Below are 26,141 nucleotides of genomic sequence, written 5' to 3'. Positions count from 1 at the left end.
GCAGCGGATCGGGCGCCCATAGAATCTCCACGGAGAGTGTCGACTGGTCGCACAGAATGTGCGATCCGCTCATGCTGGCTGGTCAGTCGTGTCACAGGTGCCGGTCGTCGGGCAGAGTGGTGCGGTGACAGTTGAGCTGACCCGCCCGGTGTCCCGCCGTGTGCTGGGCACCGAAACGCTGCTGGTCCTCGGCCTGTCCCTCGGCCAGTCGGCGGTCTACGCGCTGGTCTCGATCATCGCGAAGTTGACCGCCGAGGGTCCGCTCTCCAAGCAGACCGCCTCGCTGAACACCTCAGCGTCGCCGCGGCCCTGGCTGGACCTCACGTACCAACTGCTCGGCATCGTGTTCGCGCTGCTTCCGGTGCTGCTCGCCGTACACCTGCTCAGCCGGGACCCCGGCGACCCGGCACGGACCCTCGGCGTGGACGTGCGGCGGCCCGGCCAGGATCTGGCCCGTGGCGCCGGCCTGGCCGCGCTGATCGGCCTACCCGGGCTGGCGCTGTTCTTCGTCGCGGCCCAGCTCGGCCTCAACGCCACGCTGGTGCCGGCCGCGCTGCCACCGGTCTGGTGGGCCATCCCGGTGCTGATCCTCGCCGCCGTGCAGAACGCCGTGCTGGAGGAGGTGATCGTGGTCGGCTACCTGGTCACCCGGCTGCGCCAACTCCAGTGGCGGCTCGCCGCGATCATCGCGGCCAGCGCGCTGCTGCGCGGCTCGTACCACCTCTACCAGGGCTTCGGCGCGTTCGTCGGCAACGCGGTGATGGGCGTGATCTTCAGCCTCTTCTACCTGCGTACCCGGCGGGTGCTGCCGTTGATCATCGCGCACACCCTGCTCGACGTGGTCGCCTTCGTCGGCTACGCGGCACTGCCCCGGGAGTGGTTCGACTGGCTCTGACCGGTCAGCGCGGCCGGTAGACCGCCACCGTCCGGGCCGCGAGCCGGTCGGCCGCCGCCGCGTCACCAAGCGCCGCCGCGAGCACCGCCGCGCCCGGCAGTAGCCGGGCCACCAGCCGCAACGCCACCCAGCCACCAGCCTGCGCGGTGAGCGGCGCGGCCAATCGCCAGGCCGCCTCCGCCGCCCGCGGCCAGGGCCCCTCGACCGGATCGCCCGCCGTCTGCGCCGCAGTCAGGGCCTCCCGTGCGCTGGCCGCGTCCGGATGCACCTGGGTCAGCACCAGCAGCTCGACGGCTCGATCGGGATGTGCGGGATCCTTGCCGTACACCGCCGCCAGGTGCAACACCAGGTTCGCCTGCGTCCACAGCACCGAGGCCAACTCGGCGAGCGGCGCGAAGAACCCGGCCAACGCCGCGGTCGCCCCACCCGCCCCCGCCGCCCGCACGTACCGCCGGGTCACCAGCCGGGCCAGGCCGTCCGCCGGAGCGTCCGGATACCTGTCGCGCAGCCGCGCGACCCAGTCGGCCGCGCCGGGCCCGAGCGACCGCACCGCCGCCAGAGCCAACAGCTCCGGCGCGAAGCCCGGGTGATCGAGCACGCGCGCGGCGACCGCCCGCAGCTCCGATTCCGGGGTACGCCCCGGCACCGTTTCACCGACCAGCGCCGGGGCCGCCGTGGGTTGTGGTGTTGGGGTGCTCTGGGGTGGGGGCGCTGCGGTCGGTGTTGCTGGAGTGGTGTCGGTGGGCGCGGCGTGCTGCGGCGGGGTCGGTGTTTGGGTGGGTTCCGTGCGCGCGGGGCCCTGGGGCGGCGTCGCCGCGAGTTGTGGTGCCGGGGTGGTTTCCGTGGGGGCGGCGCTCCGGCGCGGGGTCGCGGCGCGCTTGGCGGCCGAGGCGGTGCGCCTGGCCGGGGTGGCGGCCTGCGTCGTCGGGTTGGTCGCCTTCTCGGTCGGGGCGGCCGCCCTGGTGGGCGCGGCTCGCTTGGCCGGGGTGGCTTTCCTGCTCGACGCGGCCCCCTTGACCGGGGCGGTCGTCGTGCTGACCGGGGTCGTGGGTTGCTCGCCCGGGGTTGGCGCTTGTCCGGCCGGGCCGTCCGTCGTGCCGGCGACTGCGGGGTCGGCCGGGGCTGCGGCGGTCGACGTCGCGGTCTTCCGAGCGGTGGCCTTACGAGGGGTGGCGCGGGCCGTCGGCGTGCGTGCCGGCGGTGCGGTGGATGGTGGCCGGCTGCCTGCCGGTGGGCCGCCCTGGTCGGCGGCCGGTGGGGTCTCCTCGGGTGAGCCGGCCTGGGCGGCGGCCGGTGGGGTCGTCTCGGATGGGCCGGCCTGGGCGGCGGGCGTGGCCTCGGCGGATGGGCCGGCCTGGGCGGCGGGCGTGGCCTCGGCGGGCGGACCGGCCTGGTCGGCGGCGGGTGCGGCGCTTCGCGAGGACGACGAGCGGGCCGGCTGCCGAGGCAGCGGGCGGTCCGGCTCCGGTGGCTGGAAGAGCACCGCCGGGGCGGCCTTGGCCCGTCGAGGGCGCGGGCTCGCCGGGGCGGCCGCCGGTGGTGCCGCCGTCTCCCCGGGCTGCTCGGCGGCGGTCGGCGGTGTGAAGGTGGGCCGCGGGGAGCGCCGACGCGCCCGTTCAGCAGGCTCTCGACGGGTCGACTCGCTCGGCGGCTGCTCCTGCATATCGATGGAGCGTAGTCCCGATCACGCCGCCGCACAGCGTCGAAACACGGGGGCGGGCGGCTGCGGTGGGCGTACCCCGGAAGTCGTTTTGCTCCCGGCGGGGGGCGACCTGTATTCTCGGGCGCGGTGGTCTGCGGATCACCAGGGAGACTTCGCCTAGTCTGGTCTATGGCGCCGCACTGCTAATGCGGTTGGGGTCTTAAAGCCCCTCCCGGGTTCGAATCCCGGAGTCTCCGCGCGAAAGCCGGGTGTGTAGACTGGCTGAGCACGAGCGCCCGTAGCTCAATGGATAGAGCATCTGACTACGGATCAGAAGGTTAGGGGTTCGAGTCCCTTCGGGCGCACAAGATCATCAGGGGTCCGACCCGCGGTTGAGCGGGTCGGGCCCTTTTTGCTGTCTGGCTCTTCGCGACCGTGGCTGTCACGTGGGTGTGCTGTGGGTGTCGTCGTTTGTGCTGGCCTGCCACCGCGCTTCGGCGTCTTGACCTGCGACTTCGTGCCGTGAGCGGGGAGTGGCTGGGGTAGGGGCACCTGTTTCGGTCGGGGGTTCGGCGATGGTGGCGAGATGGACAAGGCCTAGCGGAGCCGGCCTCTGAGCCCGGATCGCCTGCCCGACGGCGCCGACGTGAGGCCGCCAACCACCCACCGGTAGCAGCACAGGGCTCGGGACTTCGCCCGGTGGCACTCCAAGCGGTCAGGGAGCGAATCGACCAACATCCGCGGGTCCCATGCCACGTTGGCCTCGGTGTACGACTCTCGGCTGGCTGGCCGGGCACGTCGTCCGGCCCACCCGGGAAGGCATCCCAGGTGGGCCGGACAGCGGCTATCCGTGCGTTAGGGGACAGTGACCTGGACGCTGCGGTTGGACCCGGAATGCTCGGTCACCCGGACCGTCACGCCGGCGACGGTGACGGCGTGGTTGACGGCCGTGAGGGTGGCATTGGCGAGTTCGGCCGCACGCGCGTCGCAGCCCGCGATCGTCGAGTTGGGCAGCCTGTCGGCGACGCGGATCGGTCGCGGACCGCCCGGGACGGGGGTGTTGCTGCCCGGCGGGATGCCGCCCCCGCCGACCTTCGTGGTCACCTGGTACACGAGCACCCCCGGCTGGAAGCAGGAAGAGCTCACATCGAGCTGGCTGACCTGCCGGTTCTCGACCACGACCGCGTCGCGCTCGCCAGTACGGACCACCAGCGCCTTGGTGCCGCCGCTCGCGCCCAGCGGCGTCAGCGTGGCGGTCGTGCTACCCGAGCCGGCCTGGCAGACGATCTGGTTGTCGGCCAGCCAGCCGAGCTTCCACTTGTGCCAGGCGAGCAGATCGGGCGCGGGACCGGAGATGAGCCCCATCAGGTCCCAGCCGCCGGCCGCCTGGTGCTGGTCGGCGGCGTACGAGTAGAGGTCCGGCAGCCCGAAGACGTGGCCCGTCTCGTGGTTGAGGACCTTGTAGCCCCAGTGGGACAGGTCCTGGCCGAACGTGGCCCCGTGTCGCAGCTCGACGCCGTCGGCCCACGCACCCCAACCCACGTTCGCGATGAACGACGGCGAGTTGGGTATCGACGACGCATTACTCGGGGCCACCACGTAAACGAGGTCGTACTGGCTGAAGTCGATCGCGGCGTCTGCGACATTCACCGCGTCCTGCACGTACGCCCGTTGGGCGTTGAAGTCCACGTTGTAATCGCTGTACGCGGTCTGGGAATTCGGCAGCTGACGCCACACCGTGTCGAAGGTGAGTTGGAGCGTCATCCCGCCGTACGAGGACTGGCTGAACCAAGCCGGCGCACCCGACAGCAGGCTCGTCCGCTGCGCCAGCTCGCCAGCGGGCGGAGTCACACCAGGAAACCCCGCGAACAGCACGATCCCCCGCAACGTACCGGTCGGTTGGAGCCAGCGTGCGTAGTCGGTCGGTCCCTCATGCTCGTTGTAGACGTCGGCAGCGGGTAACAGGCAGTCCGCCGGCGACGCCGGAACCGCCGCGGCCTGATTCGACCCGGCCGGGCCGGCTGCGGGCGGGGCCGATTCCGCCGGGGTCGCCGTGATTACGAGGGCGACGGCGACCGCCGCCGAGACGCCAGCGACCGCTCTCGATCGGAGAGACATTCGCATCCGGATCCTCCTATGCGTAGCGCTAACTGATCACAGAGCCGATCCTGCCAACGGGTTGGCGGGTTCGCGTCGGCAGAAGTTGCCTAGTTATTGGGGCGGCTGCGGTCGTGTTTCGTTCGGACGCCGACGCGGCAGCAGGCGGGCCGGTATGTCTCGGCGCTGGCCTGTGGGGCGCCCAAGCGCAACGGGTGGGCCATCGCGGAGCAGGTCGGGACCGCGGGTCGCGTCTACGCGGCTGTGACCGACTTCGACACAGGCTCTGGCCGGAGATCAGGGCCTCGAAGCTGGTCGGGCGCCGTTGTCAGTCGAGGACCGTCGAGCGAGCGGCGACCAGGGGCGCGCGGAGCAGTGTTGAAGAGCCACGTTGCGGTGTGGGGGCCTGCGCCCTAGCGTGTACGACAAAGATAAACAGGAGTCAATGCTCGGGGGCGTGAATGCGTGCGATAGCCGCTGTCGTTGTCGCTTGCCTGGCCATGACCGTCGCCCCAGCCCCAGCCCGAGCGGCCAGCGGGGCGACCCTCGCGTGGCGGGCCTGCCCAGGTGTCGATGACACGCGCCTGCGCTGCGCCACCGTCCAGGTGCCGCTCGACCACGCGCGGCCAGCCGGCCCAACGATCGACATCATGATCTCTCGGCTCCCCGCGACCGACCCGGCGCTTCGCCGCGGTGTGCTGATGACCACGGGCGGCGGGCCGGGTGGTGCCGGTGTCCCCGAGCCGCTGAACCTCGCCGCCATCGTCGATCCCGCGGTGCTCGCCCGGTACGACATCGTCGGGTTCGACATGCGCTTCGTCGAACGCAGTACTCCGATCACCTGTGGCCAGCCGGAGGAGGAGCCGGGCGGCTACTGGGTGCGCACCGCGACATACCAGTCCCTGAAGGACACCGCCGCGCAGGCCCGCGAGTACGCCCGCGCCTGCGCCCGGCACGCCGGCTGGGCGCTGCCGTTCGCCACGACCGCACAGGCCGCCCGCGACATGGACGTCATCCGGGCAAGCCTCGGCGAGCGGAAGCTGTCCTTCCTCGGGGGCTCCTACGCGGCGATGCTCGGCGTCGCGTACGGCACACTCTTCCCGCACCGGGTGGACCGGTTCGTGCTGGACAGCCCGGTCAACTACGACCTCGCCTGGCGTCCCTACGAGCTGAACCGGATCCCGGCCTTCGAGGAGAACTACGCCGCTTTCACCGCGTACCTCGCCGAGAACAGCGCGGCGTTCGGGCTCGGCGCGACGCCGGCCGAGGTCGTGGAAACTCTGAGCCAGGCTCTCGCCGAGGCGGCGATCGAGCCGATCGTGGCCGGAGATCACGCCTGGACCACCGGCGAGCTCGGCTCCCTGATGGTCATCGCGACGTACTTCGAGCATCTGTGGCCGGTGGTCGCGACCAACCTGGCCGCCATCCTCGCCCGCACGCCGCCGCCGATCCCGCTCGACCCGCGACCGGCCGCCCTGCCCGGGACCCCGGGCGTGCCGCCGGACAACCACACCGCGGTCAACATGGCCTTCCGCTGTGGCGACAACGCGTGGCCGCGTGACCTGGCGACCTACCGCCACGACTTGGCCCACCTCGGCACCCGCTATCCCGTCTTCGGCCCCTCGATCGCCAACCTCAACCCCTGCGCCTCCTGGTCGGTGAGCCAGGACAACACCCCGCCGCTTGCCAGCAACCGGGCGCCGCCGGCGCTCGTCGTCGCCGCGCTGCGCGACGCCTCGGTGCCGCCGGCCAACTCGATCGCGACGGCCCGGTCCATCACCGGCTCCCGGCTGGTCACCGTGGACAGGCAGACACACGTGCCTCTGCTCAGTGGTCAGGCCAACGCCTGCCTGACCGGCACGGTCACCGCGTACCTGGTGCACGGGCACCTGCCGAGGCAGAACACCGCCTGCTAGGCCGCGTGTCGGAGGCGGGTGCGCTGGTGGGTACGTGGAGCCGTGTCAGTGGGCCCGGTCGGCCGGCTCGGGCCGGCCAGCATGAACTCGTCCGCGTCGGCCCCGGACGACCCAGGCCCTCCCCGTACTCATCTTTATATTTCCGTTTGTCGATGTTAGCGTTAACTTCTGTCGTCGTCTGCCGGCCTGCGTGATCTTCGGCGGAGGGCCTGTGGGATCGGAGAACGCTTATGACCACGTCCGGCAGGATTCTCCGGGTGCGCTCGGTGGCGGCGGTGACGGTGTGCGCTCTCGCCGCCGCAGTTCCGATGACCTCTGCCGCGTCCGCGGCCGCGACCATCACCGTGGCCGCCGACGGCAGCGGCAACTACACGACCGTGCAGGCGGCGATCGACAGTGTCGCGGCGAACAACGGCGTCCCGGTCACCATCACCATCAAACCCGGCACCTACCGGGGCGTGGTCACCATTCCCGCCAACAAGCCCCACCTCACGTTGGCCGGGGCCGGCGGCTCCGCCGCCCAGGTGGTGATCGTCGAAGGGCACGCGTCCGGCCAGACCAAGCCCGGTGGCGGCACGTACGGCACGTCCGGCAGTGCCTCGGTCTTCGTCAACGCCAACGACACCACGATCAAGAACCTGACCATGTCGAACGACTTCAACGAGGCCGCCAACAACCTCGACGCCGAGCAGGCCGTCGCCGTGAACACCTCCGGTGACCGGGTGCAGTTCGACACCGTCCGGATCCTCGGCAACCAGGACACGCTGCTGGTCAACGCACCGAGTGTCAGCGCGGTCCGGCGACTCTACGTCCGGAACTCCTACGTGGAGGGCGACGTCGACTTCATCTTCGGGCGGGGCACCATGGTGTTCCAGAACGGCACCGTGCACTCGCTCACCCGGGGCTCCTCGTCGAACAACGGCTACGTCACCGCCGCGGCCACCGACATCAACAACAAGTTCGGCTTCCTGTTCTGGGGAACCACACTGACCAGCAACGCTCCCGCCAGGACCGTCTATCTGGGCCGGCCCTGGCACCCGAGCGGCGACGTCAACGCCCGCGGTCAGGTCCTCTACCGGGGCGTCGCGATGGGCGCACATATCCGCACCGATCCCTGGACCGACATGTCCGGCTTCTCGTGGAAGACCGCCCGGTTCGCCGAGTACGGCAGCACCGGGGCCGGTGCCGGCATCAACGCCAACCGGCCCCAGATGAGCGCCTCCACCGCCACCCAGTACACACCCACCGCCTACCTGGCGGGTTACGACGGCTGGAACCCGATCCGATGACGAAGATCCGCGCCCTCGAACCGGGTCATCGTCTGGTGCGCCCGCGCACCAGACTCGGGACATTGGTGAACGCGCTGACGAGGACACGTACCGCGGCGCTCATCGCGGTCGCGGCCGGGGTGCTCGCCGCAGGTTTGCCGGTCCTCAGCGCCGAGGCCGCGGTCGGGGACGGCACGCCGACCGACTCGAACATCAGTTTCGTCGGCCGGTGGAACAAGACGAACACCTCGGCGTACGTGCCCTACTGGGCCGGCGCCTACCTGCGGGTCGGATTCACCGGCAAGACGGTGAAGCTCAGGCAGCGCAACACCATCCAGCTGTGGGCCAGCATCGACGGTAGGGCGTTCACGTCCTTCACCGGCTCCGGCACGATCAACCTGACGCCGACCGCCCTGGCCGCCGGCAACCACACGTTGATCGTCAGCTACCGGCAGGTGGCCGGCTCCTACACCGGTGACGCGGTCTTCCAGGGGCTGATCATGGATTCGGGCGCGCGAACGTTCCAGCCGCCGGCCCGCCCCAAGCTTGTCGAGTTCGTCGGTGACTCGATCACCGCAGGCGCCACGAGCAGTCAGCTCGCCGTGACGGACTACGGCTTCAAGGTTGGTGAGAGGCTCGGCTACGACCACACCCAGATCGCGATCGGGGGCATGTGTCTGGCCGAGACGACCGATGGATGCTGGGCGCAGTCGACGCGCTACTGGATGTCGTCCGGTGGTCAGGTCGGCACCGACCAGTGGGACTTCTCCCGCTACACGGCCGACGGCGTGGTGATCAACCTGGGCACCAACGACAAGAGCCACGGCGTGAGCGCCGCGGCCTTCCAGGCGACGTACACCACCTTCCTCACGAGGATCCGGGCCAGGTTTCCGAACGCCAAGCTCTTCGCCATGCGGACGTTCATCGGTCGTTATGCGGCGGAGACGGAGGCGGCGGTGCGGGCACGAAACGCCGCGGGCGATGCCAACGTGTTCTACGTGGACACCACCGGCTGGCTGCCGTCCGGCGGTCTGAGCGACTCGGTGCACCCGAACGACGCTGGCCACCAGGCCATCACCGACCGGCTGGCCCCGGTCCTCAGCGCCGCACTGAACACGACCCCGTCCCCCACGCCCGCGCCGACCACGCCCGCGCCGACCACGCCCGCGCCGACCAGTCCCGCGCCGACCAGTCCCGCAGGCGGAGACTGCGCGGTCAGCTACCGCAAGACCGGTGACTGGGGTACGGGTGCCCAGTTCGACGTGACGCTCAGCAACACCTCCACCGTCCCGGTCGACGGTTGGACACTGACCTGGTCCCTGCCGGGCAGTCAGCGGATCACGCAGTCCTGGAATTCCACGGTTACCCAGTCCGGCGCCGCGGCCACGGCGGTGAACGTCTCCTGGAACGCGGTGATCCCGGCCGCCGGTTCGACAAGCTTCGGATTTGTCACCGACAGCCCGCTCGGCGGAGCCACAGGTTTCGCCCTCAACGGCTCCCCGTGCACCGCCGCCACGTGATGGCGAGTTCTCCGATCAAGGCAGGAGTGACCCGATGAAGGTTCGCCGATCGCGTCTCGTGGTCCTGGTGGCAACGGTCCTGACCGTCGTGGCCGGCGGGCTCGGCTTCGCCACCGCCCAGGCCGCCACCCCGGCGTGCGATGTCGCCTACCGGGTCACCAGCCAGTGGACCGGCGGGTTCGGAGCCGATGTCGTCGTCACGAACCTCGGTGACGCGGTGACCAGCTGGGCCGTGGGTTGGAGCCTCGCCCCCGGGCAGGGCGTGACGCAGGCGTGGAACGCCGCCGTCACGGTCACCGGCACGGCGGTGACCGCCACCAACGTGAGCTACAACGGTGCCATCGGCACTGGCGCCTCGGTCAACTTCGGCTTCACCGGCTCGTGGAGCGGCAGCAACCCGGTGCCGTCGTCGTTCTCGTTCAACGGCATCACCTGTGCCGGTCCACCGACGCCCACGCCGACGCCATCGCCGACGTCGACGCAAACACCGACGTCAACACCAACGCCGACGGCAACGCCGTGCCCCAGCCCGAGCACGCCACCGGTGACGCCCTCCGACTCACCGGCACCCGCGCCGGTCAAGGTGTGGATGGCCGGCGATTCCACGATGATGAACGCCAGTTCCTGTCCGATCGGCTGGGGCAGCCAGTTCGCGTCCTACCTCACGTCGAACGTCACAGTGCAGAACAGCGCCGTCGGCGGTCGCAGCATCCAGACGTGGCTGTACGAGGGCAATGTGACAGCCACCAAGAACTCGGCCGGCGAGTGCACGCTCAGCTCGACTGCCTACAGCGCGCGGTGGGCGGCGATGCTGAACAACGACAGCGGCTTCAAGGCCGGCGACTATCTGATCATCCAGTTCGGCATCAACGACGGTGACTCGGCCTGCCCGCGGCACGTCGGCACCAACCGCTTCAAGGAACTGCTCGGCGTGATGGCTACGGCTGCCAAGGCCAGAGGCGTGAAGCCGATCTTCGTCACCCCGGTCGCGGCGATCACCTGCAGCGGCAGCACCGCCGTCGGCAATCGCGGTTTCGTCACCGAGACGACGGCTGCGGCCGCCGCCAACGGCGTACCGGTCATCGACCTGCACGCGAAGAGCGTGGCGCTCTACAACACGCTCCGGCTGTGCCCGAACAACGGTAACTACTCGACGGGCGCGGTCGGTGCGTTCTTCTGCAACGACCACACCCACTTCGAGGCCGCCGGGGCCAGACAGATCGCCGGCCTGATCGCCACCGCCCTCCGAGCGCAGAACATTCCGCTCGCCGCCCACCTGAGGTGACAGCCACCCCTCCAGCCATGTGACCCGGCCGCACGACGTGACCCTGCCATCATCGGGGCCATGGGCGACTGGGAGCAGTTCCGCCACGAGGTTTCATGGTTCCTCCGACCCGGAGAGAGCGTCGCGGTGGATAGAGGTGTGCGCCGCGACATGGCGCCAGCAGTAGGCCAGTGCGGGAGCCGACTCGCCGAGTGAGAGCACTACTGCCGATTCCACGCGATCACGGTCGTCCGGCCAAGCCCTGGACGGCTGGTCGGCGAGGTCACCCGGGCAGGCGACCCTGCGCTAACGGCACAGCTGCGCGTGCAGGGTGTCGTATACCCACTGCTCCCAGCGGTCTGGAGTCCAGCCTCGGTCGCGGATGAACAGCAGGTACAGCTGCGGGCTCAGCAGGCCGTAGAGCAGGTCGGCGGCGTGTTCGACGGTCAGGTCTGCCGTGGCGCCGGGCTTGGCGACGAGGCTGCGCGCGGCTGCGGTCTGGACTTCGAGGCGCGGATCGGTGTCCTGCTGCCACATCCCGGCCAGGCTTGGGTCCTGTGCTCCGGCAGCGCGTAGGACATCCATGATCGGTGCCACCCGCTGAAGCACCTCGCAGGTGCCGGCCACATGTGCCCGCAACTGCGCCTCGGCGGTGTCAGCCGCCAGAGCGTCGCGGAACCAGGCCCGCTGCATCGTGGGAATCGGCTCGTCGTCACCGGCGATGGTGACGTCAACCAGCTCCTTGAGCAGCGACGGCTTGTTGCCGAACGCGAAGTAGATGGTCTGCACCGCGACACCGGCCCGCTCCGCGATGCCCTGGAGCGTGGTGGCCCCGTAGCCCTGATCGACGAACAGCTCGTACGCAGCCTGCAGGATGCGCCGCCGAGTCTGCCGCGACTTCTCGCCCTTTTTGCCGGTGCTCTTGACCAGTGGCATGACTGCACTGTAACACTAGAGCTCAACTCTAAGAATGGGCTCTATAGAAGGGGTGCAGCAATGTCTCTCATCCGGACCACCCGGTTCACCGCCGACGCAGCGGAGGCCGACCTCGTGCTGGAACGGCGCGGCCAGCTCATCGCGGCGATCAGAGCGCAGTACGGCGGCCCGACCGAGACCAGGCTGATCCGCGTCGACGAGCGGACCTGGGTGGACATGTGGCGGTGGGACTCGCCGGAAATCCTGAGCGCGGCCCTGGCCGGCGCGCCGCACCTGCCGGAGGCCGCCGCCGCCTTCGCCGTCGCCCGCGATGTCACCGCGGAACAGGGCGAGCTGGTCGCCGAGGACGGCTGGACCCGATGACCAGTTCCAGCCCGCTCGCCGTCGAAGCCACCGGCCTGGTCAAGACGTTCGGCGGCACGCGCGCTGTCGACGGCATCGACCTGAACATCCCCGCCGGCACGGTACATGCGGTACTGGGCCCCAACGGCGCCGGCAAGACGACCACCATCCGGATGCTGGCAACGCTGCTGCGCCCGGACGAGGGCACCGCCCAGGTGTTTGGCCACGACGTGGTCCGCCAGGCCGCCGCCGTACGGGACCGGATCAGTTTGACCGGACAGTACGCCTCGCTCGACGACGGCCTCACCGCCCGCGAGAACCTTGTCCTGCTCAGCCGGCTGCACGGTTACTCCCGGGCGGCCGCGGCGAACCGGGCTGAGGAGCTGCTGGCCGCGTTCGCCCTGGCCGAACCGGCTGACCGGCTGGTCAAGACGTACTCGGGCGGCATGCGGCGCCGGCTGGACATCGCCGCCGGCCTCATCATCACACCCGACCTGCTGTTCCTGGACGAGCCCACCACCGGACTGGACCCACGCAGCCGCAACGACGTGTGGACCATGATCCGCGGCATCGTCGCCGAAGGCACCACCGTTCTGTTGACCACCCAGTACCTCGACGAGGCGGACCGGCTCGCCGACCGCATCGCCGTCATCGACCACGGCAGGCTCGTCGCCCAAGGCACCAGCGGCCAACTCAAGGCCGCGGTCGGTGGCGGCACGCTTCGGGTACGACTGGCCGAACCTGGCGTCCGGCCAGCCGCCGAACAGGTGCTGGCACGGGCGTTCGGTGACTGCGTAGCGCTGGACGCCGACCCGGTCGCCCTGACCGCGCTACTCCCGGAGGCGGGCCCTGCGGGCGCCGCGTCCGCAGCACAGGCGCTGGCCGAACTGTCCCGGGCGCAGATCGAGGTCACCGAGTTCACCCTCGGCCAGCCGAGCCTCGACGAGGTGTTCCTCGCGATCACCGGCAACCCGACCAGTGTGGACACCAGACCGACGGGAGATCCCGAATGACCACGATCGACACCGTCACCGAGGCCCGCCTGTCCGGTGCGGTGCTCACCCGCGCACGGCCGGCCCGGCCCAACACAGCGACGGCCAGCCTGGCGTTCGGCCGCCGCGCCCTGCTCAAGATCAGGCGTACGCCCGTCCAGATCTTCGACATCGCCGTGCACCCGGTCGTGTTCACCGTGATGTTCACCTACCTGTTCGGCGGCGCCGTGGGCGGATCGACCGGCGAGTACACCGGCTACCTGGTCCCCGGAATCCTCGTGATGACACTGCTGGTGACCACCGGCACCACCGGCGCCGCGCTGAGCATCGACCTCGCCAGCGGCGCGTTCGACAGGTACCGCACGCTGTCGATCCGGCCCGCCGCCCCGCTCATCGGCGCGATGCTCAGCGACGCCGTGCGATACCTGCTCGCCTCCACGGTGGTGATCGGGCTCGGCCTCGCGCTCGGGTTCCGCCCGGACGGCAACGCCCTCGGCGTGGCCGCCGCGGTGCTCCTGGTCGTCCTCTTCAGCATCAGCCTGTCCTGGCTCTGGACCACGCTGGCGTTGGCCATGAGGTCGCCCGGCGCTGTGCTCGGCCTGACCCAGGCGCTGCTGTACCCGCTGTCGCTGTTCAGCAACATCTTCGTCGACCCGGCCACCCTGCCCGGATGGCTGCAAGCGTTCGTCGACGTCAACCCGGTCACCCACCTGGTGACCGCCGCCCGGGACCTCATGTCCGGCGGCACGCCCGGCGGCGAGGTCGGCTGGCTCCTGCTCGCCTGCACCGCGCTGACGACGATCTTCGGGCCGCTGTCGGTGCGCCTGCTGCACACCAGATAGCGATCAGGAGAGGACCGAACCGATGATCGACACGACAACCGCCAAGCAGCGTTGGCTCGACGCCCGCTGGCCGTTCGTGCGCGCCCACCTGCCACCGGCACCGGCCCGCGTGCTGGAGATCGGATGCGGCCCGGAAGGTGGCTTCGTCCCGGCCATGCGGGAGCAGGGCTTCGACGCCGTGGGCGTGGACCCGGTGGCACCGTCCGGACCCGGATACCACCGGACGGAATTCGAAGAGCACCAGCTGAGCGGGCCGGTCGACGTGCTCGTCGCCTGTACCTCGCTGCACCACGTCACCGACCTGGACGAGGTCCTGGATCGGGCCGCCGCGGCGCTCACGCCGGGCGGCGTACTCATCGTCGTCGAGTGGGCCTACGAGAGGTTCGACGAGGCGACCGCACGCTGGAGCTTCGACCGGCTGCCCGACAACGGCGAGCGCGGCTGGCTGCACAGCCACCACGAGCAGTGGCGCACCTCCGGGCAACCCTGGCACGACTACCTGGAAGGCTGGGCCGGGCGGGAGGGCCTGCACCGCGGCGACGCGATCAGCCAGGCGCTCCAGGCCCGCTTCCACACCAGGCTGCTCACCCACGCACCGTACTTCTTCCCCGACCTGCACCCCGTCAGCGAAGCCGACGAACAGGTGGCCATCAACGCCGATCGGATCCGGGCCACGGGCATCCACTACGTCGCGACCTGGGGAACAGCCACGGCTGGTGGCTCGGTGACCGGCCGAGGATCACACGGTCAGGGGCTGCGTGACAGGTATCCGGACGGTGAAGGTCGACCCGACGCCGAGGGTGCTGTCGACCGAGATCGTGCCGCCGTGCGCCTCGGTGAGTTTGCGGGCGATCGCCAGGCCCAGTCCGCTGCCGCCGGTGCTCCTGGCGCGGGAGCTGTCCGCGCGCCAGAACCGGTCGAAGATCTTGGGTGTGTCGTCGGGGGCGATGCCAGTGCCGGTGTCGGCGACCTCGACCGTTAGTTGGCCGTCGGTGACCCGGGAGGCGATGGTGACGGTGCCACCGACGGGAGTGTGTCGGATGGCGTTGGACACCAGGTTGCCGACGAGTTGGCGCAGCCGTACCGGGTCGACGACCACCTCCGGGTCGCCCTGCGCCTCGGTGCGCAGACGTACGCCGGCGGTGTCGGCGGAGCCACGGTGGGCGTCGGCGACCTGACCGAGTGCGTCGTTCAGGTAGACCGGTTCGGGGTGCATCCGCAGGGTGTCCGCGTCCGCGGACGCGAGATCACGCAGGTCGTCGATGATGTGTTGCAGTTGCACGGTCTCGTCCAGCAGGAGGGCCAGCAGTTGCGGGTCGGCGGGGGCGAGGCCGTCCTGCGCGGCCTCCAGCCAACTGCGCATGTTCGTCAGCGGGGTGCGTAGCTCGTGGGCGACGTCGCTGACCATCGCCTTGCGTTGCTGCTCGGTACGCTCCCGGCGCTGCGACAGGTCGTTGAGTGCGGTGGCGAGGTAGCCGATCTCGTCGTTGGTGGTGACCGGCACCCGGGCCTGGTCCTGGACCGGTCGGCGGGCCGCCTCGGTGAGTGTGCGCAGCGGGCGGACCAGACGGGCCCCGACCAGGATCGTGACCAGGATTGCCAGCAGCAGGACGGCGCCGGTGACCGTGGCGATCCTGATGATGTTGGGCCGGGACAGGTTGAACGTCGGCTGTGTCGTGCCGTTGGCCGGGTCGGTGACGAACAGCAGCGCGGGCGGGGCGACATACGGTTGAAGTTGGGTCTGGCGCGACTTCAGCACGCAGGCGTTGACCTCGCGGCCACGGGTGACGCTGCCGCGCTTGCCGACCTCACCGAACGTCGGCGTGAAGTCCGTCTCGATGGCCAGTTTCGCCTCCGCGGGATCGGCTCCCAGGCAGGCCAGGGTCATGTCTCTCAACGTGGACAGGGCGACCTGTTCGGTCCTGGTCAGATCATCGAGTGTCTTCTCGTTGCCGCAGGACAGCGAGGTTGTCCGTGGTTCGCCGTCCGGCCAGCGGACCGCGGACCGGCCCGTCGCCGTCTCGACCACCTCTGCGGGCACCCCTTCGACCCGCAGGCAGGAGGCCAGCCGGTCCGCGGCGGCACGTAGTTCCCGTCGCTCGGCACTCTTCAGCCGGTAGGGACCGACCGCGCGGGGATCGATGCGCTGCGTGCCGCCGGCCAGTTTCGGATCGAGGCGCAACGGGTCCACGGTCGCCGAGGGTCGGGCCGTGTCCAGCGACGGCCCGTCGGCCGAGTCGGCGATGACCTGCCGGTCTTCGGTGGTCAGGGTGATCCGGCGGCCGAGTTTGTGGGCCTGCTCGTCGACGATCGGCCCCACCCCGGACCAGTCGGTGTGGGTCGCGGCGTAACCGAGCAGCACGTCGTAGACGCTTGTGTCGTCGGACAGCGACCGGCCCTGCTCCTGACGGACCGCCCGGGTGGTCGACTGCACCACGAGCCACGCGGTGGTCACGGTGGCGCAGACCGCCACCAGGATCGAGGTGGCCAGCAGCCGGACGATCAGGCTCCGGCGCAGGGGTACGCGGTGGGCACGCATCAGGTCGGGCCGCTGGTCAGCTTGTAGCCGATCCCGTACACGGTGAGCAGTTGGGCCGGGCGCCGCGGATTGGCTTCGATCTTGCGACGCAGATTCATCACGTGCACGTCGATGGTCCGTTCCGTGGAGTCGCGGTCCAGGCCGCTCGTGTGTTCCAGGAGTTGGCCGCGGGTGAAGACCCGATCGGGTTGCTCGGCCATGGCGGCGAGAAGGGCGAACTCACCGGGGGTGCAGTCGACCCGTACCCCACCGGCGGTCACCTCATGGCGATGCGGATCGATGCTGAGGCGGCCCACCCGGCGTATCCCCGCCGGGTTCGGGGCACGCCGGGCCCGGCGCAGCAGGGTCCGGACCCGGGCCGTCAGCTCACGAGGACTGTAGGGCTTGGTGAGGTAGTCGTCGGCGCCGAGCTCAAGACCCAGGATCAGGTCGTCCTCGCTGGAGCGGGCGGTGAGCATCAGCACCGGCACCTCGGATTCGCCGCGCAGGATGCGGCACACGTCGAGGCCGTCGAGGTGCGGCATCATGACGTCCAGCACCACCAACTCCGGTTGCCGGGCTCGAACCTGGTCGAGCGCGGACCGCCCGTCGTGCACCACGACCGTGTGGTGCCCGTCGGCCTGGAGATACCGGCGCAGCACCTCGGCCTGGCGATCGTCGTCCTCCGCGACCAGCACGTATGCGCACATGCGGCCGACTATAGGACGGGGGCGGTGCGGATCTCGCCGCCCGAATCGTGGCCGAGGCCTAACAGGTTCCTCACAGTGCGCGGCCATGATCGCCGCCATGTCGAAGACAGTACGGACCTGGCTGGCTGCCCTCGTGGCCGTCGCCGGACTGGCCGGCGCAGCGGTGGTGTGGGCCGGACGGCCAGCCGCGACCAGGACGCCCCACGACAAGCCGGTCGCCGTTGACACCACACCGATCGTCAGGACGGACCTGTCCACCGCCGAGGCGTTGCCCGGCGATCTTGGCTTCGGCACCGCACAACCGCTCAAGGGTGTGCGGGACGGCATCGTGACGTGGCTGCCATCCCCGGGAACGACGATCACGCGCGGCAAGCAGCTCTACCGCGTGAACAACCGGGCGGTGCCGCTGTTCTACGGTGCGATGCCGCTGTTCCGGACACTCGGTGAGGTCAACACCGTCGGGCCCGACGTCCAGCTGGTCGCCACCAACCTGCGGGCGCTGGGTTACGCGATCGGTGCGCAGCCGCGTACCGGCGCATCGATCGTCGTCACCGACGCGGACCCGCAGCCGGCCCCCGCGGCGGGTGGCGAGCCTGCGTCGCGGCCGTCCACCTCCCCGAGCACCTCGGCGGCCCTGCCGCCCACGACCAGGCGGGTCGTCGTCGGGGCGGACGATGACGTACTGACCACCGCGATGACCAGTGCGATCCGGCGCTGGCAACGCGACAACCGACTGCCGGTCACCGGCCGCATCGACGTCGGGGACGTCCTGGTGCTGCCCGGCGCGATCCGCGTCGACTCGCTCGCCGTGCAGCTCGGTGATCCCGCCCAGGCCCCGCTGATGGCGGTCACGCCGACCGCGAAGGTGATCACCGTGCCGGTCGAGGCGGCCCGGGCCGCCACGATCAACCGGGGTGACACGGTCACCGTCGCCCTGCCGGAGGGTGCCACCACGGGAAAGGTCACCGCCGTCGGCACCGCGCTGAAGGTCGAGGAGGGCGGCTTGGACGGGGCGCCGCCGAAGCTCACCGTCACGGTCACGGTCGACGACCCGGGAAAGATCGCCCGCCTGGACTCCGCGGAGGTGCCTGTCGACTTCGTGGGCGAGACCCGCGAGGGGGTGTTGGCGGTGCCGGTCGGTGCGCTTGTCGCGCTCAGCGAGGGCGGGTACGCCGTTCAGGTCGCCGGCGGCACCCTGGTCGCGGTCGAGACGGGCATGTTCGCGAAGGGGCTCGTCGAGATCACCGGCGAGGGCCTCACCGAGGGGACGAACGTGGTGACCACCTCATGAGAACGGCCGGGATGCGCGGAGACGCCGTACGTCTGACACCCCTGGACCTGCTCGGCCTGGGCCTGCTCGGGCTGCGTACCCGCAAGACGCGGGCGGCGTTGTCGGCGCTGGGCATCTCCATCGGCATCGCCACGATGATCATCGTCACCGCCATTCCGGCCTCCAGCCAGGCGGCCCTGATGCGGGAACTCTCCGCCCTGGGCACGAACACGCTGCAGGCCGTGGGCACCCCCAACCAGGACCCGCCGGTGTTGCTGCCGAAGGAGTCGGTGGGCATGGTCGCCCGGATCGGCCCGGTCACCCGGGTCAGTGCGGTCGCCAACACCCACACGCTGGTACGTCGCTCCGATCGCACCGATCCGCGGGACGGCTCCGGGCTGACCGTCCTCGCCGCCCGCCTCGATCTGCTGCCCGCCATCAACGCCCGGGTCCAGATCGGGCAGTGGCTGACCACGGTCACCGAGAAGTTCCCGACCGTGGTGCTCGGCTCGGTGGCTGCGGCCCGCCTCGGAATTCCCGACGTGCCCCGGGGTGGACCGGGTCCGCAGGTGATGATCGGCCGTACCTGGTTCACCGTGGTCGGCATCCTGGCCGCCACCCCGCTGCTGCCGGACATCGACAGGTCCGTGCTTGTCGGCTGGCCGGCCGCCGGTGAATTTCTCAGCTTCGACGGCCACCCCACGGTCCTCTACATCCAGTCGTGGGAGGCGTCGCTGGAAGCGGTACGTGCCGTCCTGCCGGAGACGATCCATCCCGAGCAACCCGGGCAGGTGCAGGTCAGTCGCCCGTCGGACGCACTCGCCGCGAAACGCGCCACCGAGAACGCGTTCTCGGCGCTCTTTCTGGGCCTGGCCGCGGTGGCGCTGCTGGTCGGCGGGATCGGCGTGGCCAACACCATGGTCATCTCGGTGCTGGAACGTCGCTCGGAGATCGGCCTACGCCGGGCGCTGGGCGCCACCCGTGGTCAGATCCGCGGCCAGTTCCTCACCGAATCGGTGGCACTGGCCACCCTCGGCGGCATCGCGGGCACCGCCCTGGGCGTGCTCGCCGCGGCCGGCTACGCCGCCTACCACGGGTGGCCGGTGGTCGTCCCGCTGTCCTCGACGGTGGCCGGCCTGGCCGGCGCGGTCCTGGTCGGCGTCCTCGCCGGTGTGTACCCGTCGATGCGTGCCGCCCGACTGACGCCGACCGAAGCGCTGGCCACCACGTGACCAGCGCTCCGGCGGCACAGGCCCTAACTCTGCGCGGCGACCTCGCGCTCGCAGTCGTCCAGCAGATCGCCGGTCATCGAGATGGAGCCCGCGTCGTTGCCCGCGCCGCCAGCGGCGACACCGACACCGCCCGGTGCGGCCTCGACCTCCTTGACCCCCTTGCCCTTCAGGCACTTCACCACATCACGCGTGAAGTCCTTGGCCTGCGGGTTTGCCGAGTCCAGCTCCCAGGGCGGCAACGGCCAGTAGGTCTCGCAGGCTTTCTGCGCCCTGAGCTGCTCCTTCGGAGCGCCGTCACCGCTGGCCCATCCCGACGTCCCCTTCTCGTCGGTGATGCCCTGAGCCTTCATGCACTTCTTGTACGGCTGTAGGAGCGCCTGATAGTCCGCTTCGGTGTCGTCGAGGCGCTGCCGGGGGCGTTCCTTGGCAGGTGCCGACGCGGATGCGGACCCGGCGGCGGAGGTCGAGGGCTTGGCGCCGGTGGCCACCTGAGGCGGTCGCGCCTCAGGCTCCCCGCCGGAGCAGCCACCGAGACCGAGGACTGCGACAAACGTCAGCAGACCGAGGCCCGCAGATCTCACCGTCACTGTTTCTCCCTTGCTGAGCGTGAACGTGCAGCAAGGATCACGAAGAGTTGTCAGAAAGCTGTGAGGCCCGGAAACCCGTGGTCAACCTCGGGACCGGGGACCACGGTGGGTGGCCACGGGCAGCGGGACGACTGGTGTGGTTCATGCGCCGACCAGCAGCGCGGCGACCGCCTCCGGGGCCTCGCGCATCGCGTCGTGGCCGGTCGGCAGGTCGTGGACCTGCCAACCGGGATCAGTGCTGAGTCGAGCACGGAGGTCAGCGAAGGGCGTCCGGTCCCAGCCGGAGCAGTAGACGAACTCGCGTCTCGGGACCTCGGCGACAGCGCCGGTGAGCCGGATCGTTTGCAGGAACGAGGCGAGAGGGTGGGGGCGGCGCCGGGGATCACCGCCCTCGGGTGGGCGGACCGCGTAGCCGGTGGCCGCGGCGCCGGCCGCGAAGACTTCCCGGAAGTGCTCGCTCGTCGCCGACCAGCACGACTCGCCGTCGAGCGGTACGTAGGCGTCGAGATGCACCAGTCGTGAGACCCGGCCGTCAGCGCGGTCCGCCGCGGCGGCGATCACCATCCCGGCGTAGCTGTGGCCGACGAGCGTCGCGCTGGTGATGTGGGCGCGATCGAGGTGTCGCAACACGTCGTCGGCGTGCGTGTCGAGGTTGGCGGTCGCGACCGTCGCGTTGTCGTCGTCGGGCCGCAGACCGGTCAGGGTCAGGGCGTGCACGGTGTGACCAGCCCGCTCCAGCAGCGGAACCACCGCCTCGAACGCCCAGGAGCCCTTCCACCCGCCGGGCACGAGGACGAACGTCGCCATGGGGTTCTCCTTCTCTTGAGCTGCGGCATCGAGGTACGCCGCATCGATGCCAGGTGGCTCGGTCCGGCGTCCTCCGCGGCGCGGAACCACGGCCCGAGGATAGTTTCGCCGCACCTGGCGTGGGTGGACGGCATCGACGGGGTTTGGTGGGTGGGCGATAGGCTGCGGGCGGCGTCCGAGTGACCTAAGGGGTACGGGTGATAGGCGGAACAGCTCGCGCGGCGGTCACGGTCTGCGGGCAATCGACGTGAGCGACGGCTTGCGTCGCGGGGACCCGACCCGCCTCGGTGGGTACGACGTGCTTGACCGGCTCGGCGACGGGGGCATGGGCACCGTCTTCCTGGCCCGGTCGCCGCAGGGACGGCGGGTGGCGGTCAAGGTCGTCCGTCCGGAGTTCTCGCATGACGAGGAGTTTCGTGGTCGGTTTCGCAGCGAGGTGAACCGCGCCCGCCAGGTGCCACCGTTCTGCACTGCCGAGGTCCTGGACGCCGACCCGGACCACAACCCGCCGTACCTGGTGGTGGAGTACGTCGAGGGCCCCAGCCTGGCCCAGGTGATCCGGGAGCAGGGGCCGCTGGGGGCCGCGCAGGTGCACAGCATCGCGGTCGGGGTGGCTACCGCGCTCACCGCCATCCATGGCGCCGGGGTGATCCACCGGGATTTGAAGCCGGCAAACGTCCTGGTCGCACCGGGCGGGATCAAGGTCATCGACTTCGGCATCGCCCGAGCGTTCGAGGCCACGAGCCAGCACACCCGGACCAACCAGGTGGTCGGGACCGTCTCGTACATGGCCCCGGAGCGGTTCGACGCGACGTCCGGCCACCCGGTGGGCCCGCCGGCGGACATCTTCGCCTGGGGTGCCCTTGTCGCTCACGCCGCGACCGGCCGCAACCCGTTCGGGGGCGACTCGCCTACCGCCACCGCGATGCGGATCCTCACGCAACCGCCGGACCTGGCCGGCCTCGGCGGTGCGTTGCGGGAGTTGGTCTCCCGGGCCCTGGAGAAGGACCCCGCTGCCCGGCCCACCGCCCGGGAACTGCTCGACGGACTGTTGACCGTGGCGAATCAGGGGGGTGCCGCCGGGGCGGCCCAACGTTTGGCGGAGATGTCGACGGTGCGCGCGGCGAGCGCTGGCGGTGGTGCTGACCAGGGGCAGCGGTCGACGCCGTCGGCCGGAGGCGCGGGCTCGGGACGGCGTGGCTGGCTCATCGCTCTGGGGTCGGTCGCCGCGGTGGTCGCGGTGCTGGTGCCGGCCTTCGTGTTCGGCCCGAAACTGCTGGACGACCAGGCCAAACCAGGCCCGACCGGTTCGACGGCGGCGGGGAGCCCGGCAGCCGGCGGTGCGTCGGCCGCCGCGTCCACGCCGGCGGCGGCCCCGTCGACCGGGTCACCGTCGGCCGCCGCCGACCCCACCCAGGCCATCCTTGCCGGGCAGCGGCGAATCCTGCTGCACGTGGTGGAGATCGACCGCGACCTGTCGCTGCCGTCGCACGGCGAGCTTGAGGTCGGCGACGGGACCGGCAAGGAGGCGCTCTTCGTGCTCGAACCGGTCGGTGTCGACTTCATGATCAAGTCGGTGAACCCGGAGATCGCCCACCGACCGTGCCTCGGCGTCAAGAGAGACGGCGAGGGGGAAAAGTCGCTCGTGGGAGCCGACTGCCGGCCGACCAAGGCCACCCTGTTCTCGATAACCCGCGAGGGCAGGGACGACAAGGGGCGCACCTCCTACGCCCTCGTCAACGAGGAGTACGGCCCGGTGCAGTGGAGCCCGACGAGAAAGGTGATCTACGTCGAGTTTCTCGGTGACGCCCCGCTCGACACCACCTTCAGCATGGTCGACCGGGGCGCGGTCTGACGACTGGGAAGACCCGACCGTCGCCGAGAGTCGGCGTCGCATTCCGCCATTGCCGGCCGTGGAAATCCGGCACCGAATGGGCCGTCGGCCGGTGCGGCCCGGCCGCAGTGATCTATAGTTCGCCGCGGTCACGCAGCCAGTCGAAGATCAGCCCGTCCACTGGGGATGACTTCTCCCTGTCGGAGTAGTCGAGCCAGGACATCTCCTCGATCTCCGAACCCGGCGTGAGGTCACCCTGGTAATCGGCGCGATAGCAGGTCATCCGGACGATGACGCCCTCGGACTTTCCGTGCGCCTGGGCCTCGAAGACCTTCATCGGCTCGATGGATTCGCTGATCAGCTCGACGCAGAGCTCTTCTCGGATTTCGCGCTTGAGGGCCTCGTGGTCCGTCTCGCCCGCTTCCCGCTTGCCGCCCGGAATGTACCAGGCATCTTTGCCGTACGACCTGGTGCTCAGGATCTTGCCCTCTATCACGTGCACCCACGCGAGTTTGTCGATGACCTGCATTCTCACCTCTCGCCCATGTGGTCGACCATTGACTTGATGCGGTCGCGGTGGGCACAGCATTGCTGGATCAGTGCCAGCTCGGTGGCGAATTCCGCGCACAGTGCGGCCCAGTGACCGAGCAGGCCACGATGGCGCTCGGCTGGGGAAACTCCCGCAGGCCCCAGCGTAGACGCCGCATCGTTCCAGCCGGGCGATCGGGTCGTGGACAGAGCCGACCCGGAACTCCGATTCACCAATGCGGCGCACACCGGACCCTGCCCAGGTCGAAGCGACGGTAATCGTGGTCGGCGCGCTGCGAGACGGAAACGAACGACGTCGGGTCCGGCGAGGACGGTCGGGGCCGGCGCCTACCCGTCCGTGCAAAATTCGGCGAAACATTGATCGGTCTGCGCATTCTGTCCGTGCATAAGGAAAGTGGGTGCGGATGCGCCCCTTGGAGCGGAGGAATCGCATGCTCAGCACGTCTCACTCTCGGGTCCGGGCCCTCGCGGTCATCAGCATGGCCGGTGTCGTGGCGGCGATCGGCGCGGTGACCCACCAAGCGTCCGCCACCGAGGTGGCCGCGCCGGCAGCCGTGGCCGCGCCGGCAGCCGTGGCCGCGCCGGCAGCCGTGGGCGCCGACGCACGCCGGGTCGACATCCCGCGCATCGCCTCGGCGATCAAGCCGCCGGCGGGGGCGCGCCCCGTCGGCGCGTACGTCGTCACGCGCGGAACGCAGACCTACACGTGTGCCGGCGGTGTGTTCACCGGCGCGTCCGTGCCGGAGGCTCAGCTCCTCGGCACGGGCGGCCGGGTCCACCACTTCGGGGGCCCGAGTTGGCAGTCCGAGCGGGACGGCTCACTGATCACGGCGAAGAAGACCGCGGAGAGCCCGCGGCCGGGGACGATCCCCGAGCTGCTGTTGACCGTGGACACCCACAGCGGCACCGGCATTCTCGGCAACGTCGCGTACATCAGCCGTCTGTTGACCTCGGGTGGCGTCGCCCCGGCCGGCGCCTGTGTCGACGGCGCGACGGCGGCCGTGCCGTACGGGGCGGTCTACGTCTTCTGGGCAGCGAAGCGCTGACGGCCGCGTCCCGATGCCGCCGAACGTGGTGAGCCAGGGATCGTGCCTCATGGGTGGCCATCGATGTTAACGTAAACGATCGGTGGTCTTCAACGGGCCGGCCGCAGTCCTGCTCCGACGGGTTGGGTGGCGGTCTGTGGTTGATCAGTGCGAAGTCATCGCGCCCTGGGTCGCGGCGCGCCACCGCCTGATGTTCCCAGCACGTTACGTCTTGACGAACGACATGTTATCGCTCACAGTCGATGGCTAAGGACGACGACACCTTCGGCTTGCCGGGCAAGCCTGCTTCGTCGACCTCGAACCAGGCGTGCGTCAGGGTGTGCAGGTGTCTTGTTAGCGCTAACTTCCTCGACGCATGCACCCGGGCACGTGTCGCGGTGCGCCCATCTCGGGCAGGCCGTTTGGCTTTGGTCACTGAAGGAGGATCATGTCTGCCCTCGATAGGTCTCCATCGATCGCGCCGCCGACGCGGCGGCGTTGGTGGTTGCCCCGCATTATCGCCGCTGGCGCGGCGGCGATGCTGGTCGGCGCTGCCGCAGTAGCGGTGGTATCGTCGCCCGCTGCCGCAGCGACGGTCGACACGAGCGCGTGGTACGTGCTGATCAACCGCAACAGCAACAAGGCCCTGGACGTGTACAACCTGGCCACGAACGACGGTGCCCGGATCACCCAGTGGACCCGCAACAACGGCAACCAGCAGCAGTGGCAGTTCGTCGACTCCGGCGGTGGCTACTACCGGGTGAAGTCGCGGCTGTCCGGCAAGGTGCTGGACGTCTCCGGCCGCTCGACCGCCGACGGCGGGCCGATCGTGCAGTGGAGCGACAACAACGGCACCAACCAGCAGTTCCGGTTGGCCGACTCGGACAGCGGCTACGTCCGGCTGATCAACCGCAACAGCAACAAGGTGATGGAGGTGCAGGGCGCCTCGACCGCCGACGGCGGCAACATCGTGCAGTACGCCGACTGGAACGGCACCAACCAGCAGTGGCAGCTCGTCCGCGTCGACGGTGGGAGCAACCCCACCACGCCGCCGCCGACGTCGCCCCCGCCGGGTGGCGTGTGCGACCTTCCCTCGACGTACCGCTGGTCGTCGAGTGGCGTGTTGGCGACTCCGAAGTCGGGTTGGGTGTCGCTCAAGGACTTCACCGTGGCCCCGTTCAACGGCCAGCAGCTGGTCTACGCCACCACGCACGACTTCGGCGACAGCTGGGGTTCGATGAACTTCAGCCTCTTCTCGAACTGGTCGCAGATGGCCTCGGCCACCCAGACCGGGATGAACTCGGGGACCGTCGCGCCGTCGTTGTTCTACTTCGCGCCGAAGAACATCTGGGTGCTGACCTACCAGTGGGGGGCCGGGGCGGCGTTCCACTACCGCACCTCGACCAACCCGACCAACCCGAACGGCTGGTCGGCGGCGCAGCCGATGTTCACCGGGAGCATCACCGGTTCGGGTACGGGGCCGATCGACCAGACGGTCATCGCCGACGACACGACCATGTACCTGTTCTTCGCCGGCGACAACGGCAAGATCTACCGGACCAGCATGCCGATCGGGAACTTCCCCGGTAACTTCGGCAGCAGCTACACGACCATCATGAGTGACACGCAGAACAACCTGTTCGAGGCTCCGCAGGTCTACAAGCTGCAGGGTCTGAACAAGTACCTCATGATCGTCGAGGCGATCGGTTCGACCGGCCGCTACTTCCGCTCGTTCACGGCCACCAGCCTGAACGGTACGTGGACGCCGCAGGCCGCGAGCCAGAGCAACCCGTTCGCCGCCAAGGTCAACAGTGGTGCCACCTGGACCAACGACATCAGCCACGGTGAGCTGCTGCGCACCAGCGCCGACCAGACCATGACTGTCGACGCCTGCA

21 protein-coding genes, 2 tRNA genes and 1 pseudogene are annotated in these 26,141 nt (G+C 70.0%); 16 read left to right on the top strand and 8 right to left on the bottom strand.

The features are described from left to right. Nucleotides 1-124 precede the first annotated feature (124 nt). Entirely contained in the window at nt 125-895 is a 771-nt protein-coding gene (locus tag AB0B14_RS35000; RefSeq protein WP_357065752.1) for a CPBP family intramembrane glutamic endopeptidase, read from the top strand. Between the two features lie 4 nt (nt 896-899). Here AB0B14_RS35000 and AB0B14_RS34995 read toward each other — a convergent pair whose 3' ends face one another. Then, nucleotides 900-2,558, bottom strand: a complete 1,659-nt coding sequence (locus AB0B14_RS34995; RefSeq protein ID WP_357526362.1) for a hypothetical protein — start codon at nt 2,556-2,558, stop codon at nt 900-902. A 145-nt stretch (nt 2,559-2,703) separates the two neighbouring features. Here AB0B14_RS34995 and AB0B14_RS34990 point away from each other — a divergent pair. Both AB0B14_RS34990 and AB0B14_RS34985 read left to right on the top strand, forming a co-directional pair. Beyond that, a tRNA-Ser gene (locus tag AB0B14_RS34990) sits at nt 2,704-2,794 on the top strand. A 35-nt stretch (nt 2,795-2,829) separates the two neighbouring features. Next, nucleotides 2,830-2,902, top strand: a tRNA-Arg gene (locus AB0B14_RS34985). A 490-nt stretch (nt 2,903-3,392) separates the two neighbouring features. Here the strand turns inward: AB0B14_RS34985 and AB0B14_RS34980 are convergent. Continuing rightward, nucleotides 3,393-4,388, bottom strand: coding sequence for a M6 family metalloprotease domain-containing protein (locus AB0B14_RS34980; RefSeq protein ID WP_357526360.1), 996 nt, complete (start codon nt 4,386-4,388; stop codon nt 3,393-3,395). Between the two features lie 896 nt (nt 4,389-5,284). On the opposite strand from AB0B14_RS34980, the gene AB0B14_RS34975 reads away from it, so the two are divergent. From AB0B14_RS34975 to AB0B14_RS34960, 4 genes are all read left to right on the top strand, one after another. Continuing rightward, nucleotides 5,285-6,550, top strand: coding sequence for an alpha/beta fold hydrolase (locus AB0B14_RS34975; RefSeq protein ID WP_357526358.1), 1,266 nt, complete (start codon nt 5,285-5,287; stop codon nt 6,548-6,550). A 308-nt stretch (nt 6,551-6,858) separates the two neighbouring features. Beyond that, complete coding sequence (locus tag AB0B14_RS34970) at nt 6,859-7,839, top strand: pectinesterase family protein (protein WP_357526356.1); 981 nt, start codon at nt 6,859-6,861, stop codon at nt 7,837-7,839. A 65-nt stretch (nt 7,840-7,904) separates the two neighbouring features. Further along, nucleotides 7,905-9,338: a cellulose binding domain-containing protein gene (locus AB0B14_RS34965; protein WP_357526354.1), complete on the top strand. Its 1,434-nt coding sequence runs from the start codon at nt 7,905-7,907 to the stop codon at nt 9,336-9,338. Nucleotides 9,339-9,372: 34 nt separating this feature from the next. Then, nucleotides 9,373-10,623 (top strand): cellulose binding domain-containing protein, encoded by a 1,251-nt coding sequence (locus AB0B14_RS34960; RefSeq protein ID WP_357526352.1) that lies wholly within the window; start codon nt 9,373-9,375, stop codon nt 10,621-10,623. Between the two features lie 285 nt (nt 10,624-10,908). Here the strand turns inward: AB0B14_RS34960 and AB0B14_RS34955 are convergent, their stop codons facing one another. Beyond that, nucleotides 10,909-11,538, bottom strand: a complete 630-nt coding sequence (locus AB0B14_RS34955; RefSeq protein ID WP_357526350.1) for a TetR/AcrR family transcriptional regulator — start codon at nt 11,536-11,538, stop codon at nt 10,909-10,911. 60 nt (nt 11,539-11,598) lie between these two features. On the opposite strand from AB0B14_RS34955, the gene AB0B14_RS34950 reads away from it, so the two are divergent. From AB0B14_RS34950 to AB0B14_RS34935, 4 genes and pseudogenes are all read left to right on the top strand, one after another. Then, nucleotides 11,599-11,901, top strand: coding sequence for a hypothetical protein (locus AB0B14_RS34950; protein ID WP_357065729.1), 303 nt, complete (start codon nt 11,599-11,601; stop codon nt 11,899-11,901). Beyond that, nucleotides 11,898-12,893, top strand: a complete 996-nt coding sequence (locus AB0B14_RS34945) for an ATP-binding cassette domain-containing protein (RefSeq protein ID WP_357526348.1) — start codon at nt 11,898-11,900, stop codon at nt 12,891-12,893. The genes AB0B14_RS34950 and AB0B14_RS34945 overlap by 4 nt, the downstream gene beginning before the upstream one ends. After that, the gene (locus AB0B14_RS34940) at nt 12,890-13,714 is read left to right on the top strand and encodes an ABC transporter permease (RefSeq protein ID WP_357526346.1); all 825 of its coding nucleotides are present in this window, start codon (nt 12,890-12,892) and stop codon (nt 13,712-13,714) included. Before AB0B14_RS34945 ends, AB0B14_RS34940 begins: the two co-directional genes overlap by 4 nt. A 22-nt stretch (nt 13,715-13,736) precedes the next feature. Next, nucleotides 13,737-14,156: pseudogene (locus AB0B14_RS34935) on the top strand (class I SAM-dependent methyltransferase); the annotation flags it as partial. Nucleotides 14,157-14,453: 297 nt separating this feature from the next. Here AB0B14_RS34935 and AB0B14_RS34930 read toward each other — a convergent pair. Together AB0B14_RS34930 and AB0B14_RS34925 are read right to left on the bottom strand one after the other, a co-directional pair. Further along, the gene (locus tag AB0B14_RS34930) at nt 14,454-16,253 is read right to left on the bottom strand and encodes a HAMP domain-containing sensor histidine kinase (protein ID WP_357065719.1); all 1,800 of its coding nucleotides are present in this window, start codon (nt 16,251-16,253) and stop codon (nt 14,454-14,456) included. Continuing rightward, entirely contained in the window at nt 16,253-16,942 is a 690-nt protein-coding gene (locus tag AB0B14_RS34925) for a response regulator transcription factor (protein WP_357065716.1), read from the bottom strand. Before AB0B14_RS34925 ends, AB0B14_RS34930 begins: the two co-directional genes overlap by 1 nt. A 97-nt stretch (nt 16,943-17,039) precedes the next feature. On the opposite strand from AB0B14_RS34925, the gene AB0B14_RS34920 reads away from it, so the two are divergent. After that, complete coding sequence (locus AB0B14_RS34920; RefSeq protein WP_357526344.1) at nt 17,040-18,233, top strand: peptidoglycan-binding domain-containing protein; 1,194 nt, start codon at nt 17,040-17,042, stop codon at nt 18,231-18,233. Further along, nucleotides 18,230-19,444 carry an ABC transporter permease gene (locus tag AB0B14_RS34915; RefSeq protein ID WP_357065711.1) on the top strand — a complete coding sequence of 405 codons (1,215 nt, stop codon included), beginning with the start codon at nt 18,230-18,232 and terminating at the stop codon, nt 19,442-19,444. Before AB0B14_RS34920 ends, AB0B14_RS34915 begins: the two co-directional genes overlap by 4 nt. Before the next feature lie 23 nt (nt 19,445-19,467). Here the strand turns inward: AB0B14_RS34915 and AB0B14_RS34910 are convergent, their stop codons facing one another. Beyond that, nucleotides 19,468-19,932, bottom strand: a complete 465-nt coding sequence (locus AB0B14_RS34910) for a hypothetical protein (RefSeq protein ID WP_357065708.1) — start codon at nt 19,930-19,932, stop codon at nt 19,468-19,470. Between the two features lie 240 nt (nt 19,933-20,172). Further along, nucleotides 20,173-20,838 (bottom strand): alpha/beta hydrolase family protein, encoded by a 666-nt coding sequence (locus AB0B14_RS34905; protein WP_357065705.1) that lies wholly within the window; start codon nt 20,836-20,838, stop codon nt 20,173-20,175. 247 nt (nt 20,839-21,085) lie between these two features. Here AB0B14_RS34905 and AB0B14_RS34900 point away from each other — a divergent pair, with 247 nt between their 5' ends. Continuing rightward, nucleotides 21,086-22,693 carry a serine/threonine-protein kinase gene (locus tag AB0B14_RS34900; protein ID WP_357526342.1) on the top strand — a complete coding sequence of 536 codons (1,608 nt, stop codon included), beginning with the start codon at nt 21,086-21,088 and terminating at the stop codon, nt 22,691-22,693. A 112-nt stretch (nt 22,694-22,805) separates the two neighbouring features. On the opposite strand, the gene AB0B14_RS34895 is transcribed toward AB0B14_RS34900, so the two are convergent. After that, nucleotides 22,806-23,201, bottom strand: a complete 396-nt coding sequence (locus tag AB0B14_RS34895) for an NUDIX domain-containing protein (protein ID WP_357526340.1) — start codon at nt 23,199-23,201, stop codon at nt 22,806-22,808. A gap of 451 nt (nt 23,202-23,652) precedes the next feature. On the opposite strand from AB0B14_RS34895, the gene AB0B14_RS34890 reads away from it, so the two are divergent. Further along, the gene (locus AB0B14_RS34890; RefSeq protein WP_357526338.1) at nt 23,653-24,267 is read left to right on the top strand and encodes a DUF3455 domain-containing protein; all 615 of its coding nucleotides are present in this window, start codon (nt 23,653-23,655) and stop codon (nt 24,265-24,267) included. 427 nt (nt 24,268-24,694) lie between these two features. After that, nucleotides 24,695-26,141, top strand: a 1,447-nt coding sequence (locus AB0B14_RS34885; RefSeq protein WP_357526336.1) for a non-reducing end alpha-L-arabinofuranosidase family hydrolase, incomplete at its 3' end; no start/stop codon positions are given.

Source organism: Micromonospora sp. NPDC049171, assembly GCF_040648275.1.
Taxonomy (GTDB): Bacteria; Actinomycetota; Actinomycetes; order Mycobacteriales; family Micromonosporaceae; genus Micromonospora.
This window is presented reverse-complemented; position numbering and strand designations above follow the sequence as displayed.